The organism is Secundilactobacillus silagincola, assembly GCF_002583405.1.
Lineage (GTDB): Bacteria > Bacillota > Bacilli > Lactobacillales > Lactobacillaceae > Secundilactobacillus > Secundilactobacillus silagincola.
Genome location: NZ_BCMJ01000005.1, coordinates 83,853 through 102,848, shown reverse-complemented (window position 1 = coordinate 102,848; position 18,996 = coordinate 83,853). Strand labels below are relative to the sequence as shown.

Annotated in this window: 20 protein-coding genes; 11 read left to right on the top strand and 9 right to left on the bottom strand. The window is 42.8% G+C overall.

Features of this window, described 5'->3' with window-relative positions; genetic code table 11:
• Nucleotides 1-68: 68 nt before the first annotated feature.
• The gene (locus CES82_RS07445; RefSeq protein WP_098825001.1) at nt 69-1,160 is read right to left on the bottom strand and encodes a GH25 family lysozyme; all 1,092 of its coding nucleotides are present in this window, start codon (nt 1,158-1,160) and stop codon (nt 69-71) included.
• An 80-nt stretch (nt 1,161-1,240) separates the two neighbouring features.
• Nucleotides 1,241-1,507 (bottom strand): HPr family phosphocarrier protein, encoded by a 267-nt coding sequence (locus CES82_RS07440; RefSeq protein ID WP_098824999.1) that lies wholly within the window; start codon nt 1,505-1,507, stop codon nt 1,241-1,243.
• 188 nt (nt 1,508-1,695) lie between these two features.
• Between CES82_RS07440 and CES82_RS07435 the strand changes: the two genes are divergently transcribed.
• Together CES82_RS07435 and CES82_RS07430 are read left to right on the top strand one after the other, a co-directional pair.
• Nucleotides 1,696-2,085 carry a hypothetical protein gene (locus CES82_RS07435; protein WP_098824998.1) on the top strand — a complete coding sequence of 130 codons (390 nt, stop codon included), beginning with the start codon at nt 1,696-1,698 and terminating at the stop codon, nt 2,083-2,085.
• Between the two features lie 20 nt (nt 2,086-2,105).
• Nucleotides 2,106-3,269, top strand: coding sequence for a hydroxymethylglutaryl-CoA synthase (locus tag CES82_RS07430; RefSeq protein ID WP_098825211.1), 1,164 nt, complete (start codon nt 2,106-2,108; stop codon nt 3,267-3,269).
• A 61-nt stretch (nt 3,270-3,330) separates the two neighbouring features.
• Here CES82_RS07430 and lexA read toward each other — a convergent pair whose 3' ends face one another.
• Entirely contained in the window at nt 3,331-3,960 is a 630-nt protein-coding gene (gene lexA, locus CES82_RS07425) for a transcriptional repressor LexA (protein WP_098824996.1), read from the bottom strand.
• A gap of 218 nt (nt 3,961-4,178) precedes the next feature.
• Here lexA and CES82_RS07420 point away from each other — a divergent pair, with 218 nt between their 5' ends.
• The 4 genes from CES82_RS07420 to CES82_RS07405 all read left to right on the top strand — a co-directional run bounded on the left by CES82_RS07420 (nt 4,179) and on the right by CES82_RS07405 (nt 8,358).
• Nucleotides 4,179-4,421, top strand: coding sequence for a DUF896 domain-containing protein (locus tag CES82_RS07420; RefSeq protein WP_098824994.1), 243 nt, complete (start codon nt 4,179-4,181; stop codon nt 4,419-4,421).
• A 93-nt stretch (nt 4,422-4,514) separates the two neighbouring features.
• A complete protein-coding gene (locus CES82_RS07415) occupies nt 4,515-4,742 on the top strand; it encodes a YneF family protein (RefSeq protein WP_098824992.1) in 228 nt (75 codons plus the stop codon).
• 75 nt (nt 4,743-4,817) lie between these two features.
• Nucleotides 4,818-6,575 (top strand): ABC transporter ATP-binding protein, encoded by a 1,758-nt coding sequence (locus tag CES82_RS07410; protein WP_098824990.1) that lies wholly within the window; start codon nt 4,818-4,820, stop codon nt 6,573-6,575.
• On the top strand, nt 6,562-8,358 hold the full coding sequence (locus tag CES82_RS07405) for an ABC transporter ATP-binding protein (RefSeq protein WP_098824988.1): 1,797 nt from the start codon (nt 6,562-6,564) through the stop codon (nt 8,356-8,358). Before CES82_RS07410 ends, CES82_RS07405 begins: the two co-directional genes overlap by 14 nt.
• 293 nt (nt 8,359-8,651) lie before the next feature.
• On the opposite strand, the gene CES82_RS07400 is transcribed toward CES82_RS07405, so the two are convergent.
• Entirely contained in the window at nt 8,652-9,284 is a 633-nt protein-coding gene (locus CES82_RS07400; protein ID WP_098824986.1) for a lysophospholipid acyltransferase family protein, read from the bottom strand.
• Between the two features lie 219 nt (nt 9,285-9,503).
• Between CES82_RS07400 and CES82_RS07395 the strand changes: the two genes are divergently transcribed.
• From CES82_RS07395 to CES82_RS07385, 3 genes are all read left to right on the top strand, one after another.
• Nucleotides 9,504-10,268, top strand: coding sequence for a tRNA1(Val) (adenine(37)-N6)-methyltransferase (locus CES82_RS07395; RefSeq protein WP_098824984.1), 765 nt, complete (start codon nt 9,504-9,506; stop codon nt 10,266-10,268).
• A complete protein-coding gene (locus CES82_RS07390) occupies nt 10,261-10,542 on the top strand; it encodes a GIY-YIG nuclease family protein (protein ID WP_098824982.1) in 282 nt (93 codons plus the stop codon). Before CES82_RS07395 ends, CES82_RS07390 begins: the two co-directional genes overlap by 8 nt.
• A 149-nt stretch (nt 10,543-10,691) precedes the next feature.
• Nucleotides 10,692-11,687: a D-2-hydroxyacid dehydrogenase gene (locus tag CES82_RS07385; protein ID WP_098824980.1), complete on the top strand. Its 996-nt coding sequence runs from the start codon at nt 10,692-10,694 to the stop codon at nt 11,685-11,687.
• A 64-nt stretch (nt 11,688-11,751) separates the two neighbouring features.
• Here CES82_RS07385 and CES82_RS07380 read toward each other — a convergent pair whose 3' ends face one another.
• Together CES82_RS07380 and CES82_RS07375 are read right to left on the bottom strand one after the other, a co-directional pair.
• Nucleotides 11,752-12,780, bottom strand: coding sequence for an amidohydrolase family protein (locus CES82_RS07380; protein WP_098824978.1), 1,029 nt, complete (start codon nt 12,778-12,780; stop codon nt 11,752-11,754).
• Nucleotides 12,781-12,869: 89 nt separating this feature from the next.
• A complete protein-coding gene (locus CES82_RS07375) occupies nt 12,870-13,403 on the bottom strand; it encodes a TetR/AcrR family transcriptional regulator (protein ID WP_098824976.1) in 534 nt (177 codons plus the stop codon).
• Nucleotides 13,404-13,687: 284 nt separating this feature from the next.
• Between CES82_RS07375 and spxB the strand changes: the two genes are divergently transcribed.
• Entirely contained in the window at nt 13,688-15,442 is a 1,755-nt protein-coding gene (gene spxB / locus CES82_RS07370) for a pyruvate oxidase (RefSeq protein ID WP_098824974.1), read from the top strand.
• A gap of 120 nt (nt 15,443-15,562) precedes the next feature.
• Here the strand turns inward: spxB and CES82_RS07365 are convergent, their stop codons facing one another.
• Genes CES82_RS07365 through CES82_RS07355 form a run of 3 tightly spaced genes read right to left on the bottom strand, consistent with a single transcriptional unit; the run spans nt 15,563 to nt 17,941 of the window.
• Nucleotides 15,563-15,727: a FeoB-associated Cys-rich membrane protein gene (locus tag CES82_RS07365; RefSeq protein WP_098824972.1), complete on the bottom strand. Its 165-nt coding sequence runs from the start codon at nt 15,725-15,727 to the stop codon at nt 15,563-15,565.
• Between the two features lie 16 nt (nt 15,728-15,743).
• On the bottom strand, nt 15,744-17,738 hold the full coding sequence (feoB, locus tag CES82_RS07360; RefSeq protein ID WP_098824970.1) for a ferrous iron transport protein B: 1,995 nt from the start codon (nt 17,736-17,738) through the stop codon (nt 15,744-15,746).
• The gene (locus tag CES82_RS07355) at nt 17,735-17,941 is read right to left on the bottom strand and encodes a FeoA family protein (protein ID WP_225364871.1); all 207 of its coding nucleotides are present in this window, start codon (nt 17,939-17,941) and stop codon (nt 17,735-17,737) included. The genes feoB and CES82_RS07355 overlap by 4 nt, the downstream gene beginning before the upstream one ends.
• A gap of 257 nt (nt 17,942-18,198) precedes the next feature.
• Between CES82_RS07355 and sufC the strand changes: the two genes are divergently transcribed.
• The gene (gene sufC, locus CES82_RS07350; protein ID WP_098824967.1) at nt 18,199-18,993 is read left to right on the top strand and encodes a Fe-S cluster assembly ATPase SufC; all 795 of its coding nucleotides are present in this window, start codon (nt 18,199-18,201) and stop codon (nt 18,991-18,993) included.
• Nucleotides 18,994-18,996 lie beyond the last annotated feature (3 nt).

Below are 18,996 nucleotides of genomic sequence, written 5' to 3'. Positions count from 1 at the left end.
CCGTAGAGTTAGACCTAAAAATGGCGGATAAATCCATCTAGGACCTGTCCGCCATTTTAATCTAGTATTTAAGCATTTGGATTGACACCAGCATGAAGGTAACCACGCCAGATCCAACCTGAATGTTTGCCATTACCGCTACGAACGTGGTAATAGATGGCTGAGCTGTGAGAAGCTTTGCGATAAAGCTTTTCGTGACCATCCGTGTACCAAGTTGTGTGTGGTAAATTCTTCATATCAGCGTATTTGATACCTAAATGCTTCGAATAACGAGCACCAGATAGTGTCCAGTAAGCATGACGATGCATTGAACCACGCCAAACCAGTGTTACTGAATTCGAACGAGCAGCTGAGTAGTTCGAAGAAGAGGTTGGCGCAGGTGCAGGCACCTTAACCAACGTTGTCTTCGGTGTGGAGCTACTTGGACTGGTGTGAACTGCTGTGCTAGCACTGCCATTCACGTAAAATTCGTTGTTTAATTGACTGACATCAAGATTTTGCGATTCACCGCTAAACCGGTAATCAGAGGCCCATTGCCAGGCATTTGCGGATGGATACTCCGTGCCGGTTGGATTCGATGGCCATTGTGCGATCCAACCTTTGTTGTTGGTGTTGGTATCGATGTGATTGCCCACCCAACTGGACATGGTATATAAGTCGGTCTTGTTATAGCCGGCAGCGTTTAAAACACCGTCAAAGGCGGCTAAATCAGCATCATTTTGACTCTTAGATAGACCTGATAGTTCGCTGGATTCAAAGTCAACCACCATGACCATGTTTTTTGAGCTGGTCACTGACTGGACGGCATTGATGAAGTTTTGTGCTTCAGCCTTGGCACTGGCCACGGAAGTGAAGTGAGCAAAGTGATAGTAGTTAACGGCTAGGCTTGCATTTTCCGCATCCTGTGATTGTTGTTGGAGAACAGGGCTGGTATATGAAGTGCCTTCAGTTGCTTTGATGGCAACCGCTTTAACACCAGCATCATGAAGCTTTTGATAGTCACTGGCACCCAGATTGGATTGCCAGCTGGATAAATCAACCATGTCAGTTCTTGGCTGGGAACTGCTAGGACTAAGTGTCGCGCTGGCATTACGAGCGCCCACTAATAAAACCGCTCCGGCAGTTGCCAGTCCGGTCAATAGTTGTTTTGATAATTGCATAATATAAAATCCCCTCAAAGCATTCTCGTTTTTTGTTAAATTAACCGGCTGCTTGGAAGGCAACCGGTTAAGGAGTGAAACTAAAGTTTAGCAACCACTTGGTGATCGATTAGGGTTTGAACGGCTGATTCTAACTGTTCAGTTGTCCCCTCAACGCCAATTTCAATTTCTGCGCCGCTAGGAACACCCAAACTCATCACACCTAGTGAACTGTTTGCATTTGTCTTGGTACCGTTATACGCTAACGTAATCGTAAAATCGTATTTAGCTAATTCGTTAGTCAGTTGGTTTACCTTATCCCCAGTTAACCCTTCTGATGCAATTACTTTTACAGTAGTACTTACCAATCTCAACACCTCATCTTAGGTATAAATATTTTTGGTTCAACTTTCTTTTTGGTTCATGGTAAAACACCAATCGTTAAGAATACACTGCTTGGTAAGCGGTTAATACTATGATAGCATGGTATGAGGATAAATCAAAAGCAGACGTTACAAATAGTGGTATTTAATTGAAGGGGAAGAAGGGAATTTCAATGCGCTTTCAAGACTTAGTACCGATTCAGTTAAACGTCATTGAGTCTTCAACCGTTTATCAAGACGGTCAGCCACGGCCCAAGCAGCATAATTGGCAAATCGACTGGGAACGTTTACGGCAGTTGATTTTAGATAATAGTGAACGGTTGGATGAAGTAAAAGCTGGGATTGCCGAAGACTGGGTCAGAACTCACGGTACGATCTGGGACCGAACACGGGGATTTTACCGGCACCCCAATGACAGTTATGATTATGATGATACGGTCTTTTGGGGCTATTCATCTTGGGGTACACCTGCAATTTCAGTGATTTTTGCGGATGAATCGGAGGCGTCATACCAACTTTATAAAGAGGGTATGGACTATAACTATCACTATTTAGGCAAGTAATGAGTAATAAGGAGAACATTATGCAAATTGGAATTGATCAGTTAGCGTTTTACACGCCAAAAACCTATTTGGACCTTGTCGATTTGGCACATGCAAGAGGCGAAGAGCCAGATAAATATCGGATCGGTATTGGCCAGTCGGAACAGGCAGTTATTCCGGTGACACAGGATGCCGTCACACTAGCAGCCAATGCCGCGGTAAGAGTGGTTGACGATACCAATCGGGATAAAATAGCTATGGTGCTATTCGGGACGGAATCTGGTATTGATAACTCGAAATCAGCAGCCATCTATTTGAAACGATTATTAAAGTTACCGGATAATATTCGGGCAGTGGAAATTAAACAGGCCTGTTACGGTGCTACAGCCGGGGTTCAGTTTGCGCATGATTATGTCCGGCTGCATCCTGATAAACAGGTCCTAGTCATTGGTGCCGACATTGCCCGTTATGGTTTGAAGACACCTGGTGAAGTGACACAGGGTGGTGGTGCGGTAGCGTTAACTATCAGTGCTGAACCAAAACTTTTAAATTTGGATGATGCTACGGCATTTCGTTCAGAAGATATCATGGATTTTTGGCGACCACTTTATCGAACAGAAGCATTGGTGGATGGCCGTTTTTCAGAGAACGTCTACGTGGACTTCTTTAAAGCTGTTTGGCAGGATTATCAACAGCAGACCAAGCTGACCATTGGCGACTTTACTGCATTTGCGTTTCATTTGCCGTTTACGAAAATGGGGTTAAAGGGTTTACGGGCAATTTTGCCTGAGGCCAGCGAGGATCAGCAAAAACAGTTAATGACTAACTTTGAGGCTAGCCGTCAATATAATCGGCAGGTGGGAAACCTTTACACGGGCTCACTGTATCTAAGCCTACGATCACTGTTTGACAATGCTGATTTGAAGCCCAGACAAAGAATTGGTCTTTTCAGTTATGGATCTGGGGCAGAGGGTGAATTCTTTAGCGGTACAATTAGTGATGCCTTTGATGTTCAAGCTTCAAGACGCTGGTTTACTGACTTTTTCCGCAGCCGTCAGCGGTTAACCATGACGCAATATGAACGGCTCTTTTCTCAACAGTTACCAGATCATGATGTGTTGCTTGATCTGAGTCATGATGATGCCCGTTTTGTGCTGACCGGCATCAAACACGATCAGCGACAATATTTAGATCGCGGTGAATGATAACTGAGTAATAAAAAGAAGTAGGCAATTTGCCTACTTCTTTTTGGTTAACGCGTTAAAGTTAGAAAATTTCGTCACGATACAAGCCGATAACTTTACCCAAAATAGTTACTTGATTCAAAATAATCGGTGCCATGGTATCGTTTTCTGGCTGTAAGCGGTAGTAATGATCTTCCTTATAGAATCGCTTGCATGTCGCTTCGTTCTCTTCAGTCATAGCAATCACAATTTCGCCGTTTTCGGCTGAATGCTGCTTTTTGACAATGACCTTATCGCCGTTCAAAATACCAGCGTTGATCATACTTTCGCCACGAATCTTAAGCATGAATAAATCACTGGCTTCATCGACTAGTTGGTCGGGTACTGGGAAATAGTCAACTGCTTCCTGAACTGCTAGAATGGGTTCACCAGCTGCGACAGTACCTAATACGGGAATCTTGGTTGGCGTTTTAACAATGCCCAAAGCGTCGATGCCAAGATCAGTGACTTCCAGTGCACGTGGTTTAGTCGGGTCCTTGATTAAAAGGCCTTTTTTAGCAAGCCTAGCAATGTGACCATGCACAGTGGAGGTTGAACTAAGACCCACTTTTTCACCAATTTCACGAACTGTTGGCGGATAACCGTGTGATTGAGTCTGGTCATAAATAAATCGCAAAATTGCGAGCTGTTTCGAATCTGAAGATTTTGTCATGGTTTCACCTCTAACATTCGGTTTGATTTACCGTTATCATAGCATAGTTGGCACACTATTTCAAACAAGTGTTCGCTTTTTCGACTAAAATTGGTATCGTTCTTATTATCGAAATTAATTTGGTTCGTTTTCTTACCCTATAATAGGCTTTCTTCCTTGAACCAACTTGGGTTTCGCGTTATTATATTAAAGCATGTTTGTACAAGGGAGTGAATTTAATGGCAGAGACCGAAATGAAAGATTTAATCGCCCGCATTAATGAATTAGCAAGAAAAGCAAAAGCAGAGGGTTTAACTGAACTTGAGAAGGTAGAACGAAAAGATCTTCGACAGAAGTATCTCAAGCAGTTCCGTGCAAGCTTTAAGAGTGATATTGAAATGCTACGTGTCTTTGATAAATCAGGTAAGGAAATTACACCTAAAAAAGTTCAAGAAATTCAAAAAAAGAAGGGTTTACGGTAAACGTTTTACCCTTTCCGTCAGAAACCCTTTTAAAATGGGCTGAACTTGTGTAATATTGTTAACTGGAAGCTACTGAAAAGGAGGCACATCCACTTGAGCACTGGAATTTGGATTCTAATTGTAATCGTTGCTTTATTAGCCGGTTTAGCAATTGGGTTCTTCGCTGCACGTAAGTATATGGAAAAGTACATTCGTGAAAATCCACCAATCAACGAAGACCAATTGCGCATGATGATGATGCAAATGGGACAACGTCCTTCAGAGAAAAAATTGCGTCAAATGATGAACAGCATGAAACAACAGCAATCAGAAAAGCGTTAATTCGCATTCTTAAAATGAAGGCTTGGGTAATCCCGAGTCTTTTTAATTTTGTCAGGAAATCAGGGAGGTGACCGCATGAGTATTTTTAAAAAACTAGGCTGGTATTTCAAAGCCGAATGGAAAACGTATCTGTTTGGCTTATTGGGACTATTGATAACGGCTTTGCTAGCTGTCATTCCGCCAAGGATGATCGGTGTCATTGTTGATTTGATTCATAGTCATCAATTAACGGTGAAACTATTAATCACTGATCTGCTGATTTTGCTGGCTGCCGCTCTAGGTCAGTACGGTGCACGTTATATGTGGCGTACGGCGATTTGGGGTGCAGCTGCCAAATTGGAAAAAACACTGCGACAGCGACTATTTAATCACTATATGGGTATGGATCAAACCTTTTACCAGAAGTATCGAACAGGTGATTTAATGGCTCGTGCCACCAATGATCTTCAAGCTATTCAACGTGTGGCTGGTGGTGGAATTCTTCAGTTTGCTGATTCAATTATTACGGGTGGTACCACACTGATCGCCATGATGATGTTGGTTAACTGGCGATTAACGCTGATTGCCGTGCTGCCATTTCCGTTGCTAGCTATAATGGCTTACTATCTTGGTCAAAAAATCAACGTTGCCTTCCGTGATTCTCAAGCCGCGTTTTCACGATTAAATAATAAGGCGCAAGAAAGCATTAGCGGCGTCAAAGTCATTAAGAGTCTTGGACAAGAACGCGAAGATATTGCGGATTTTAATCAGCAGGTCGATCAAACCATCGAGGTCAACCGTCGAGTCAATCGGTTGGATGCCTTATTTGATCCCATTACCACGGTGATTATTGCACTAGCTTATGTGGTCACCATTGTCATGGGTGGTTCGTTAGTTGTTAGTCATGTGATCACGATTGGTAATTTAGTTTCATTTATTACGTACCTTTCCATGATGATCTGGCCGATATTTGCGGTGGGGATGTTGTTTAATACCATGGAACGTGGGAATGCCAGTTATGATCGGGTAATGCACCTGATTAACGAAAAATCTCAGGTCATTGACCAAACTCAGGGTCGCAGTGAGCGACCAGCCGGTGATTTAACCTTTAACGTGGTTGATTTCCATTATCCGGAAGACCCACAGGTGGCGCTGAAGAACGTGAACTTTACAATTCCAGCGGGTAAAACTCTGGGCATCGTCGGTCGCGTGGGTGCCGGGAAAACCACTATTATGCGTTTATTACTCCGCCAATTTGAACGCTATCAGGGCCAAATCAGCTATGGTGGTACGAATATTCTCGATTATCAATTAGACGGTTATTTGCCCGCAATCGGCTATGTACCACAGGACAGTTTTCTGTTTTCAGAATCAGTGAGGGACAACATTGCGTTTGCTAGACCTGATGCCTCCGATGAGGAAGTTGAAGCTGCTGTGGCAGATGCAGATTTATCTGATCAAATTCAACATTTTGAAAATGGCTATGACACTTTAGTCGGCGAGGAAGGGGTCTCACTTTCTGGTGGTCAACGTCAGCGGGTAGCAATTGCCCGAGTTCTTCTCATCAAGCCGGAACTCTTGATTTTGGATGATGCGTTATCTGCCGTGGATGCAGAAACTGAAAGTCAGATTCTAGCCAACTTGCACCGTGAACGAGCTGGTAAGACCACAATCATTGCTGCTCACAGACTAAGTTCGGTGATGCAAGCTGATGAGATCATTGTCATGGATCATGGGACAGTTGCGGAACGTGGTAATCACGATCAGCTAATGGCACAGGATGGCTGGTACCGTCAAATGTTTGAACGGCAGGAATTGGAAATGCGCGTAAGGGGGGCTGATGGTGAAGAATAATGAACACGAATCCGCTTGGGCGAAGAGTATTCCCATCAAGGAACAGATGCACATTGTTTCTCGCTTGATCGGTTATGCGAAACCTTATTGGCGCCACTTTATTGTCGCCATTGTGCTGGCTGCCCTTGTTAGTGTTGTTAACATTATGTTACCGATGATTTTAAGCGATTATATGGATAACTACCTCAAAGTCGGCCGGGCTGATTTGAAAATCATGTGGTTCTTTGCCGCGCTTTACTTTTTTGCAATGATCACGCGTGCGGTAATGCAGTTCTTTCAGGCATACCTCTACAGCATGGGGGCAGAATATATGCTGGAAAGTGTTCGCCGTCAGCTATTTGAAAAATTACACCATTTTGGCATGCGCTTTTATGATCAGGTGCCCAGTGGTTCGATTCTGTCACGGCTTACTAACGATACCATGTCGTTTAGCACTTTTTGGCAATTATTTAGTAGCCTGATTGTGGCACTGTTTTCAGTGATTTCATCAGTGATCGCCATGTTTTTCTTAAATGCGAAAGTGGCGATTTGGCTTTTGATTTTACTGCCCTTATTAGTGGTCACCATTTGGTATTACCAACGTTACAGTTCAAAGGTTTATCGACGGATGCGTGAGCGACTCAGTGAACTGAATGCACGATTATCCGAAGCAATTACGGGTATCAGTATTATCCAGCAATTTCGGCAGGAAAAGCGGATGAACCACGAGTTTGATGATACTAATAGCGCTTATTTTAAATCTCGGCAGGCAATGATTCGGGTTAATTCGCTTCTATTAAGCCCGCTAATTGATCTTTTTTACTCTTTAGGCGTTATTTTTGTGCTGACGCTGTTTGGCGTTCGTGGGTTAAACGGCTTTGTGCCGGCTGGTATGATTTATGCCTTCGTCACTTATTTGAATAACCTGTTCAATCCAATGACCAGCATGATGGATAACTTGAGTGACTTTCAAGAGGGGATCGTGTCTGGTTCTCGGGTCATGAAATTGATGGCCAGTGACACTGCTGTACCGCAGCAAAAACCCGTGTCAGGCAGAGATATTAGCAATGGCAGAATTGAATTTAAACACGTTAGTTTTTCATACGATGGTGAAACGCCAATTTTAGACGATATTTCCTTTGTTGCTGAACCTGGTCAAACGGTTGCACTAGTGGGCGAAACGGGTAGTGGTAAATCATCGATCATCAACGTGTTGATGCGCTTTTACGAGTTTCAGTCAGGTCAAGTGTTAATCGATGACCATGATATTCGTGAATATGATTACGCCACATTGCGTCATAAAATGGGGCTGGTGCTCCAAGAGCCATTTCTGTTTTATGGAACGGTGGCTTCCAACATCAGAATGTTTGATCAGTCTATTTCTGATCAGCAGGTTCGGGCAGCTGCCGAGTTTGTTAATGCTGGTGAAATGATCGAATCGCTACCGAAAGGCTATGATTCAAAAGTGATTGAACGTGGTAACGGCTATTCAAGTGGCCAAAAACAGTTGATTTCGTTCGCACGGACCGTGGTGACTGATCCTAAGATTTTAATTTTGGATGAAGCCACCGCTAACATTGATACGGAAACCGAGCAGGAAATTCAAAAGAGTTTAGCAAAATTGCAGTCTGGTAGAACCACTATTGCAATTGCCCACCGATTATCAACAATTCAAAATGCTGATTTGATCTTAGTCTTGCGTCAAGGCAAGATTATCGAACGCGGTACGAATGATGAGTTGATGGCTCAAAAAGGGGCTTATTACGATATGATTCAGTTGCAAAATACAGCACACCTTGACTAGGGTGTGTGACAAAACGCTTAATACAAATAATGAGAGTGCGCCGCAACTCGGTAGATTCCAGAATTTAACACAAAAAAGCGTATTCCGTCGAACTTTGTCGGAATACGCTTTTTTGTGTTAAATGGCCGGAATCTGAGTTGTGGCGCAGGTTTAGACTAGATTAAAGTATTGAACAAAAGTAAACTTTAAATTGTCTTTAAGTCAAGAAACCAAATGAAATTTTTATCAATATAGACTTATGTCACAGTTTCATTATTGTTTTAAATAGTTGGAAACTGAGTTAACGTAAAAAATTAGGCTTGCGGATGTGTTTTGGGATCCACATAGTGGAAATTCGGGTCGATCTCTTTATCCAACTGGTCAAAGCCGGCCTGCATCTTAGTTTCGATTTCTTTAAAGCCTGCTTCATTTAACTTCATTTTTGGATCAACTGTGAAAGCATCACCGAAGGAAACGGTAATTTTTTGACGACTAAAAAGTTGTTTAAACGTTAACGGCCCTTGATAGACTGTCGGTACGATTGGCACCTTTGACAGTTTAGCAATCACGGCCACGCCACCCTTTAAATCTTGGGAATGACGAGTGCCTGATGGAAACATGATCAGGGATAAATCACTATTTTTAAGGAGACGAACCGGTGTTTTGATAGCGGAGGGTCCCGGATTTTGCCGATCAACTGGGAAGGCGTTAGCGTGCTTTAGTATCCACCGCAAAATTGGATTCTTAAATAACTCAATTTTAGCCATAAAGCTGAATTTTTTAGGGCTGCCCGCTAGTGCATAGTAAATCGGGTCGAACCAAGTTCTGTGGGGACCAACTAAGATATAATTGCCCTTAGGGAGTCTTTCAGTATGCTCAAAGCTTGGTTTGCCGTTGATGATGTAAACCAGCACGCGAACAACAACACGGATAAAAGAATAAAACATTGTGTGACCTCTCTTAAGTAAAATAATAATCGTAACCATTATTATAGACCAGTCACCAATAAAAGTCTTGGGTTATGGTGATTGGTCAATTTAAAGAATGTTTTTAAATTATAATGGCGAAGACTTGATATGTTGATTAAAAATAGTAAGATAGTTAAGCATTGATTCACGTGAATAACAGTGGCTATTATAAGGATAAATAACCGAAACATCAACGAAATGGGTGATTATTTGACAACTCCAGAGTTACTCCCTGGCGAGCGAATCGACCAGCTTTATAGTCAAGATATTAAAATTATTCAGAGTCCGCAAGTTTTTTCTTTCTCATTAGACGCGGTTTTACTGGCTAACTTTGCTAAACCGCCACTCAAACAGACTGGAAAATTAGTGGACTTGTGTGCTGGTAATGGAGCAGTGGGGCTGTTCATGGCACCAAGGGTAAAAGGGAAAATTGCTATGGTGGAAATTCAGCCCCGGCTGGCTGATATGGCCAGACGGTCGGTAGCCTTAAATCAGCTAGAAGAACAGATTACCGTGTATCAGCAAGACTTAGCGACGATTTTTAATCAAATTCGCAAAGATTCTGTGGATACAGTGGTTTGCAATCCGCCATACTTCGCAGATCTACCAGACAGCAAAAAAAATCCGAATCAGTATTTAGCTATTGCACGGCATGAGATTGCAACGTCTCTAGAAACGGTGATTGAGGTGACGAGTGGTCTATTGAAAATGAATGGCAAAGCCTTCTTTGTTTACCGACCTGATCGGCTACTTGAGATGACTGCTATGATGAGTAAGCATCGGTTAGCGGTTAAGCGTCTTCAGTTTGTCTACCCGAAAGTGGGGCGGGATGCCAATATTATGCTGGTTGAAGCCATTAAAGATGGCCGATCTAGTGGCTTAAAGGTGTTGCCATCTCTGATGACGTATGATGAGTCTGGTGAATATTCTGCGCCGGTAAAGAAGATGTTATACGGTGAGTAACACAACGAATCAGTATTATTTTTACGTCCTACTCTGTGCGGATAACAGTCTATACGGCGGCTATTCCACCGATGTGTATAAACGTTTTGCCGTTCATCAAGCAGGAAAGGGTGCTAAATATACACGCGTAAAAAGCAGGCATCCTTTAAAGTTGATCTATTTTGAAACTTTTGACTCTAAATCAGCCGCTCTAAAAGCGGAATATGCATTTAAACACCAACCAAGGGAAGACAAAGTCGCTTATTTACTGTCCCATGGTGTCCACGTTAAGTAAAATTGACGTGCGAAACCGTCTGCTTCCACTAAATTAAACAATAATGAAACAATTAAGTTTATCTTTTTCTTCACAATTCTCTGAAGGGCTTATCAAGCTGATGAAAACATGATAAAATAGATTCATATCAGTGAATGGAGGAAACAATTGTGAAAATTATTGCATATGGTATTCGTGACGATGAAATGCCTTATCTTAAACAATGGTCAAAGGATAAGGGTATCGAGGTTAAGGCAGTTGCTGATTTATTAGATGAATCAACTGTTGACCAAGCTAAGGGCTATGATGGTGCCGTTGTTTATCAACAAAAGCCATACACCGCTGAAGTTTTGGACAAATTAGCTAGCTTCGGTATCAAGTCACTTTCACTACGTAACGTTGGTGTTGATAACATTGATGCAGACGCTATCAAGCGTAACGGTATCAAGGTTACTAACGTACCTGCATATTCACCAAACGCAATCGCTGAATTGACTGCAACGCAATTAATGCGTTTGCTTCGTCGGACTAACACTTTTGATCGTAAAATCGCTCATGGTGATCTTCGGTGGGCTCCAGATATCGCCGATGAATTAGATCAAATGACTGTTGGTGTTATTGCTACTGGTCGTATCGGCCGTAAAGCAATCAACATTTACCGTGGTTTCGGTGCTAAGATCGTTGCCTATGATATTTACCACAATCCAGAATTGGAAAAGGAAGGTATCTACGTTGATACCTTGGATGAATTATACGCCCAAGCTGACGTTATTTCATTGCATTCACCAGCTACTAAGGAAAACGAACACATGCTGGATGACGATGCCTTCAACAAGATGAAAGATGGCGTTTACATCTTGAACCCTGCTCGTGGTGCATTAATCGACACTGACGCATTGATCCGTGCCTTAGACTCAGGCAAGGTTGCCGGTGCTGCACTTGATGTTTACGAAGACGAAGTTGGTATCTTCAACACAGACTTTGGTAGCTTCGATGCTATTCCAGACGAACGTTTGAAGAACTTGATCAAGCGTGAAAACGTTTTGGTTACACCACATATTGCCTTCTACACTAAGACCGCTGCTAAGAACATGGTTCAATTTGCCTTGAACAGCAACGTTAACTTAATCGAAAAGGGTTCTGACGATAGCGAAGTTAAATTCTAAATCAAACAGAACATTAAAAAAACGACCTTAACGGGTCGTTTTTTTTTGCAAAAATTTCAGAGCCTTATTTTAATTTAAGCAGTTTTTCGATGTTACCATGGGCAATCTTTTCTTTATCTTCATCGCTGATTGGTGTCCCACTGAGAAAATCAGAAGCGTTCCCAGTCACGTAAGGATAATCTTGTGCCCAAATCACGTGATCGGCACCCATTTCAGTCAGAACTAATTGCATTTGTGGCCACGTGAACATACCGCTTGGGGTGACGTAAACGTTATTTTTGTAGTAGTAAGAAACGGGGTGTTTCAACGGATTGCCGATTACTGGTGTCGTGGCTTCATCTAGACGTTCAAGAAAGTAAGGAACAAATTCACCCCAGTGTCCAGAAATCAATTTAAGATTTGGCAGTTTGTCAAAGAGGCCGGACAGGATCAAACGGGTAACGTGCAAACCTGCTTCCATGTGCCAGCCCCAACCTGGCGTTGACATGATGGCATTGAAACCAATCGGATTCATGTCACTGTAATAGTTATCGCGGATGGTTTTTGATGGCATTGACGGATGGATATACAGCGGTACATCCAGTTTTGCGGCCATTTCAAAAATTGGCATAAACTTAGGAGCATCTAGGAATTGGTTATTTCTATCAGTACCCAATATTAAGGCACCCTTTAGGCCTAATTCTTCAACAGCACGCTTAAGTTCTTTGGCGGCGGTTTCAGGTTCAGAGACGGGCAGAGTTGCAAAGCCTAAGTAACGGTCGGGATGTCGTTTTACGGCAGCTGCAATCGTATCGTTGATCTTAGAGCTCAGCGCAATGGCCTGATCTGCTGGCAGCATGTCAGGATTTGTGCTGGCATCGCCGTATGATAAGATCTGCATGTCAATCCCATTTTCGTCCATGTAGTTCAGTCGTTTTTCATCAATATCGCTCATGACTGCTGGATCCACAGCATAAGCAACCAGACCTTCCGCGAATGATTGACCAAACTTCTGCATTGCCTTTGGATCACTGGGAACGGACTTTAAGTAATCATTAATGGCCTTGTGTGCATAGTCAGTGCTGATATGTTCTTCTGCTGTAATTAATTTCATGATTAACACTCCTTATTGGATTGGATGAACTTAGTTTAACTGATAAACACGCTAAGTTATGGACCATTTAAGGGGTTTCGTCACAAAAGTTAAAAGATTTTATCCATATTGTTGGTTAGATGAAGGAGTAAATCAGTTGCCTGTTCCTGAGTCCATTGATGGTTAAGAACATAATCACGTAACAGCATGTAGGTTGATGCCGCATAAACGTTGCAAACAGTTTGTTCATTAATTAAATACACCTGATTTTGACTAGCGATATGCTGGTTAAATTGCGCCAGAGCGCGGATGAACTCGTAACGTGAGTCTGACCATTCAACGAGCTCTAAAACGGTTGATCGACCCTGCCAAGCCGACATTAGCTGTAGTACCATAGTACGGGCAGTTAAATTTTGTAGGCGAAAAGAATTCAAAAATTCGGCTAAATGACGTTCAATTAACGTGGTGATTACCTGTTTCGGTGTTAGATAGTGTCGGTAAAAAGTTTGGCGCGAGATGCCAGCGGCCTTAGCCACTTTAGGCCCAGTTAAGTTGGCAAACTCAACTTTGTCATGACAGAGTTTCACCATGGTCGTTTCAATTTTATTTCTGGTTTGTAGTGCTCGTTTATCGATTTTTGCCACGTGAGTCACCTCGGTTTATTGGATTTCGTGGAATCATTATAGCGCTTAAATGTTCTCGATAAAATCATCGGGTTTTATGGCAAAAGTACGATACATACTTGTGACCATAAACACTTAAAGGATTAAAACGTCTAGTGACGATAAATATTTGAATGAATAGTGACCCGTTTGCTTTACCAAGTCAAGTTAATTGATATTGATTTACAGACGTTCTATGATAATGGCGCTTAAAAGGTTAAGCAAAAAATGATGTTACTATTTTTTCTTTGGAGGAGGAAACAGCGATGGCAGAGACCATTAATTCGGGTGTCGCAGCCCTAAAGACGTTGGAAAGTTGGCACGTTGATCACATCTATGGCATTCCTGGTGGGACAATCAATAATTTGATGTATGCGTTAGACAAGGAGCAGGAACGAATCAAGTACATCCACGTTCGCCATGAAGAAGTGGGGGCTTTGGCGGCGGTGGCTGATACGAAGTTAACGGGGCATATTGGGGTGGCTTTTGGTTCAGCAGGACCCGGAGCAACCCACTTATATCAGGGTGCGTATGATGCAATGGCGGATAAAGTCCCAGTCTTATTTTTGATTGGCCAAAATCCTCAGGGACTAATGAATGAAGATTTCTTTCAGGAATTTGATGAGGATCCATGGTTCAACGATCCAGGGGTGTACGCGCGAACCGTCACCACCGCTGCCAGTTTGCCGCACGTGATCGACGAAGCGATTCGACGGGCATTCGCTCAGCATGGACCAGCCTTTGTTACGATTCCCAATGATTTAGCTAACAAACCAATTCCTGCAGACGGTTACTATAGTTCAGCAGCTAACTTTGCTCGACCGCGGCTGGCGGCACCGACTGATGACCAGATCAATCAGGTATTAGAGTTACTCAAACAAGCTCAAAAGCCACTGATCTATGTGGGTCAGGGGGCAATCAATGCTGCTTCAGAAGTGATGACGTTTGCTCAAAAATTTCAGGTACCCATTATTACAACTGCTTTAGGGAAAGAAATCATTCCGTATGACTTTGAAGCGCTATTGGGGTCAGCCGCCCGTGTTGCTTCGAAGCCGGCTAACGAAGCACTGCCAGAGACGGATTTGATTTTATTTATGGGATCGAACTATCCGTTTGCTGAAGCAATGTTCAAGCCAAATATTAAGTTCGTGCAAGTGGATACCAATCCGCAAGTGCTTGGGAAACGCCACCATACAGATGTGGCCATTTTAGCTGACGTTAAACAGACGTTGCAAAGATTAATCGCTCTGGGTGAAGATGCACCTGCTTCACCATGGTATGCTGCCAATGTGGCTAATGTCGCTAACTGGCACCAATACAACGACGATATGATGAATCGAGATAGCGGAGATTTGAGGTTTGAACCCGCCTTCAAAGAAATTAACCGAATTTCAACGGATGATGCTATCTATTCCATTGACGTTGGTGACGTTACCCAGAATGCGGTTCGACTATTAAAAGTGAACGGGCGCCAGCCTTGGATCACATCCGGACTATTTGCCACTATGGGCGTCGGGTTACCTGGTGCAATCGCGGCTCAGCTGGACTATCCGCAACGGCAAGTCTTTAATCTCGTGGGCGATGGTGCCGCTGCCATGGTAATGCAGGACCTAGCTACAGAGGTAACCTATGGTCTTCCGGTAATCAACGTGGTCTTTACCAACCTCGCGCTGGGTTACATTGAAGACGAACAGGAAGACGATGGCCAAGAATGGTTTGGGATTAGCCTGCCAAAAACTGATTTTGCCCAGGTAGCTGAAGCACAAGGACTAACAGGTATTACGGTAAGCAAAATTAGTGAAGTGAAGGATGCCTTTGATGAAGCCTTAAGCATTTCTCAGTCGGGCAAGCCGGTTTTGATCGATGTTCGAATGACAAATGAACGACCAATTCCAGTTGAAAAATTAACGTTGGATCCTGATAAATTTGATGATGATATCATCAATGCCTTCAAACAGCGGTACTATGCTCAAAAACTGGTGCCACTAAGTAGCTATTTAAAACAGTATGATGTAGGGTAATTGTATATAGCAAGAGTCAGTGTAAGGGGACTCTTGATTAGTACAATTAATAAGGCCTTGATGCTAATTGCTACGAAAAAAGTGCTATTCCGACAAAAATCGAAATAGCACTTTTTTATATTACATGGCACGCTTCTTTGATTGATTTAACATTTTTTTAGCTTCACAGTCATAGTCACAAGCAGCACATTTACCTTGCTTGGAGCGCTTCACAGCTCGGTAAATTTGGTAGCCTGCAAACCCAAAAATAACAGCCAAAATCAAAATATTAACGAATAATCCCATGAATCATGACCTCTTTTCACATCAATAGTGAACCAATCTGGAAAATTAAGAATGCAAGCGTATAACTGATAGCCAAACTGGAAATAACCGAATAGGCTGCCCATTTTGCAGAACCCGTTTCGGACTTAATTGTCCCAATTGTAGCGAAACAGGGTATATATAGCAAGATAAAAACCAGTAAAGCATAGGCTGAAATCGCTGTAAAACTGCCTCCAATCATTGCAATTAGCGCAGTTTGATTACTAGTATGAAATAGCACCATCATGCTGGAACTAATGACCTCTTTAGCCAGAACGCCAGTGAGCAAGGCACTGATGGGCTGCCAAGTTGAAATGCCAATGGGTTTAAAAACGGGTAAGAGAATCTGGCCGAGATTAGCAGCGAAACTTTGATCGATCTGGGTAACGTAGCCACGAACACCAAAGTTAGAAAGCAGCCAAATTAGAACGGTACCGGCAAAAATAATCGTACCCGCTTTTTTAATGAAGCCTTTACCCTTATCCCAGGTACCGTGCCAGACAATATCCAAACGTGGAATATGATACTGGGGTAATTCCACGATGAAGACCGAGTGTTCTTTAGCTTTGAAAATAACGTGATAAAACTTAGCCATGAACAATGCAACAACGATTCCCAGAAAATATAGTGACAGCACAATTAAAGCTTGATGACGAGGGAACAGGGCCGCTACGAATAAACTATAAATGGGTAACCGAGCGGAACAGCTCATAAACGGCGAAATCAAGGTTGTGATCAGTCGTTCCTTAGGTTGCTCGATCGTTCGGGCCGCCATGATGCCAGTGACATTGCAGCCAAAACCAATGATCAACGGAATAAAGGCTTTACCATTGAGGCCAATCATCTCCATGATTCTGTCAGTAACCAGTGCGGCTCGTGACATATAACCCGAATCTTCGAGAATGGTAATACAAGCAAATAGTACAAAAATCTGTGGGATGAACACGAGGACACCACCGACACCAGCGATGAGGCCGTTCACAATCAATGAACGTAGCATTGGCAAAGCACCTGCTTGAGTCAAAAATTGGTTGGCCCAACTAGAAATTGGTCCCGACAAGAAGCCATCAAGGTAACCTGACAGAGGTGTGCCAATCCAGTCAAATGACAGTTTAAACATAAGGTAAAAGATTCCCACGAAGATGGGGAGACCAAAAATCGGGTGAGTGACCACCTTATCGATTTTAGAGGTAATGGCCACGTGTTGCGTTGACTGCAGTTGTTCGGTTGCGGACGCCAACGTTTTTTCGATGAAGGACAGCCGCGTCTCAAAAATTTGATCATCAAACTTTTGAGCGTCGTAATAGGCTTTCTGAGATAGCAGCGGTTTCAGTTGATGCATTGTGGCGTATTTTCGCACCACTTTATTGTTATTGATGTACTGGATTGCAAGCCAATGAGCAAACTTAGGTTCAACTTTATAATCTTTTGTTAATGAAGTGGCTGCTTGCCGAATGGCTTGGTTAACCATCAACGGATAGTTTAATTTTAATGGTAAATTGGGTTTTATTTCACTTTGGTCACGAACTAGATCAGCTTTTAATTCGGTTAGACCTTCCTTATTACGTGCATTCGTCGTTCGTACCGGACAGCCTAATTCGGTTGAGAGTGTCTTCAAATTGTAGTAGTGGCCTGTTCGTTTTAAATCATCGATCATGTTCAATGTGATGATTACAGGCACGCCTAACTCCAACACCTCAACTGACAATAACAAGTTTCGTTTTAATTGGCTGGCGTTGGTGACGTTTAAAATCAAGTCAGGCGAATGACCTAATAAGTAGTTGGTAACCACGGATTCGTCTTTAGTAATGGGATTTAGGGAATAAACCCCCGGCAGATCAATGACTTTAGTGTGTGAATGGCGAATTTGCCCAACTTTTTTCTCAACGGTCACGCCAGTCCAATTACCGACGTACGCGTATTTGTCCGTCAGTTCGTTGAAAAGGGTGGTTTTACCGGTGTTAGGGTTGCCAAGTAAAGCGACAGTTGTCATAGTGGCTTGCCTCCCGTGAGCAGTTTAAACACCCGGTAGCGAATACCGATTTTTTGGTGGTCCACTTGAATGATGACCGGTCCATGAAACGGGTAAAAGCGTACGGCCTGCACGCTGCTGCCCACTTGTAGCCCCAGACTATGCAGACGTTGTGCGGTTGCATCATCAAGGCCATTAAACTGCTTAATCATAAAGTGATTCATGATGATCATCCTACCTTTCAAGTGACATCAATAATATTCGAATATCAGTTAAATATTCATATTCGCTAAAGAATAACTTTCACTCTATAGTATCACATTTTATGAATTTTTTAGGTATAAGGGAAATGCCTACTTTGAATAATATGAGAAAACAACTATAATCTAGAGATGTAATGAACAATACTCGCGTAGGAATAATTGGTGAATTCAGTCAAGGTAATATTCCAGCGATAACTAATCAATGGAGGATGATTTATATGGCGACACTTGAAGTGAAGGATCTGCATGTTGAGATCAAAGAAGAAAAAGATCAGACCCGCGAAATCTTAAAGGGTGTAAATCTCACGATGAACACGGGTGAAATTCACGCCATCATGGGACCAAACGGAACCGGTAAATCAACACTGTCACAAACCATTATGGGTAATAGTGCCTACCACGTCACCAAGGGCGATATTTTGCTCAATGGTGAAAGTATTTTAGGCATGCCAGTTGACGAACGTGCGCGTAAGGGCCTGTTTTTAGCAATGCAGTATCCAGCTGAAATTCAAGGTGTGACAAATGCTGAATTCCTGCGCGCGGCGATCAATTCGCGTCGACCAGAAGACGATCAAATTTCAGTTATGGACTTTTTAAAGGAACTGGATAAGAATTTATCGTTACTGGATATGAGTGAAGAAATGACGGAGCGCTATCTTAATGAAGGCTTCTCCGGTGGTGAAAAGAAACGTAATGAAATCTTGCAGTTATTGATGATCAAGCCAACCTTTGCCTTATTGGATGAAATTGACTCTGGACTTGATATTGATGCGCTTCAAGTTGTTTCCAAGGGTGTTAACTCGATGCGTGGCGATAACTTCGGTTCATTGATCATCACCCACTATCAACGGTTATTAAACTACATCGTGCCTGATGTTGTGCACGTCATGATGGATGGTCGCATCGTTAAGAGCGGTGACGCGGACCTTGCCAAGAAGCTGGAAAGCGAAGGCTATGCTGGTCTACGCGATGAGCTAGGACTGGATGTTGATTTAGTTGACGATAATCGTTAAGGA

Coding starts and splice junctions, on each gene's coding strand:
- CES82_RS07380 (WP_098824978.1), bottom strand. CDS start 12,780: ATGAAATTAATTACAGCAGAAGAACATATCAGCACTGACTATGCACAC.
- CES82_RS07420 (WP_098824994.1), top strand. CDS start 4,179: ATGGCAGAGACCGAAATGAAAGATTTAATCGCCCGCATTAATGAATTA.
- CES82_RS07355 (WP_225364871.1), bottom strand. CDS start 17,941: ATGAATCACTTTATGATTAAGCAGTTTAATGGCCTTGATGATGCAACC.
- CES82_RS07400 (WP_098824986.1), bottom strand. CDS start 9,284: ATGTTTTATTCTTTTATCCGTGTTGTTGTTCGCGTGCTGGTTTACATC.
- CES82_RS07405 (WP_098824988.1), top strand. CDS start 6,562: ATGGTGAAGAATAATGAACACGAATCCGCTTGGGCGAAGAGTATTCCC.
- CES82_RS07365 (WP_098824972.1), bottom strand. CDS start 15,727: ATGGGATTATTCGTTAATATTTTGATTTTGGCTGTTATTTTTGGGTTT.
- feoB (WP_098824970.1), bottom strand. CDS start 17,738: ATGACAACTGTCGCTTTACTTGGCAACCCTAACACCGGTAAAACCACC.
- CES82_RS07395 (WP_098824984.1), top strand. CDS start 9,504: ATGGGTGATTATTTGACAACTCCAGAGTTACTCCCTGGCGAGCGAATC.
- spxB (WP_098824974.1), top strand. CDS start 13,688: ATGGCAGAGACCATTAATTCGGGTGTCGCAGCCCTAAAGACGTTGGAA.
- CES82_RS07430 (WP_098825211.1), top strand. CDS start 2,106: ATGCAAATTGGAATTGATCAGTTAGCGTTTTACACGCCAAAAACCTAT.
- CES82_RS07445 (WP_098825001.1), bottom strand. CDS start 1,160: ATGCAATTATCAAAACAACTATTGACCGGACTGGCAACTGCCGGAGCG.
- CES82_RS07410 (WP_098824990.1), top strand. CDS start 4,818: ATGAGTATTTTTAAAAAACTAGGCTGGTATTTCAAAGCCGAATGGAAA.
- lexA (WP_098824996.1), bottom strand. CDS start 3,960: ATGACAAAATCTTCAGATTCGAAACAGCTCGCAATTTTGCGATTTATT.
- sufC (WP_098824967.1), top strand. CDS start 18,199: ATGGCGACACTTGAAGTGAAGGATCTGCATGTTGAGATCAAAGAAGAA.
- CES82_RS07435 (WP_098824998.1), top strand. CDS start 1,696: ATGCGCTTTCAAGACTTAGTACCGATTCAGTTAAACGTCATTGAGTCT.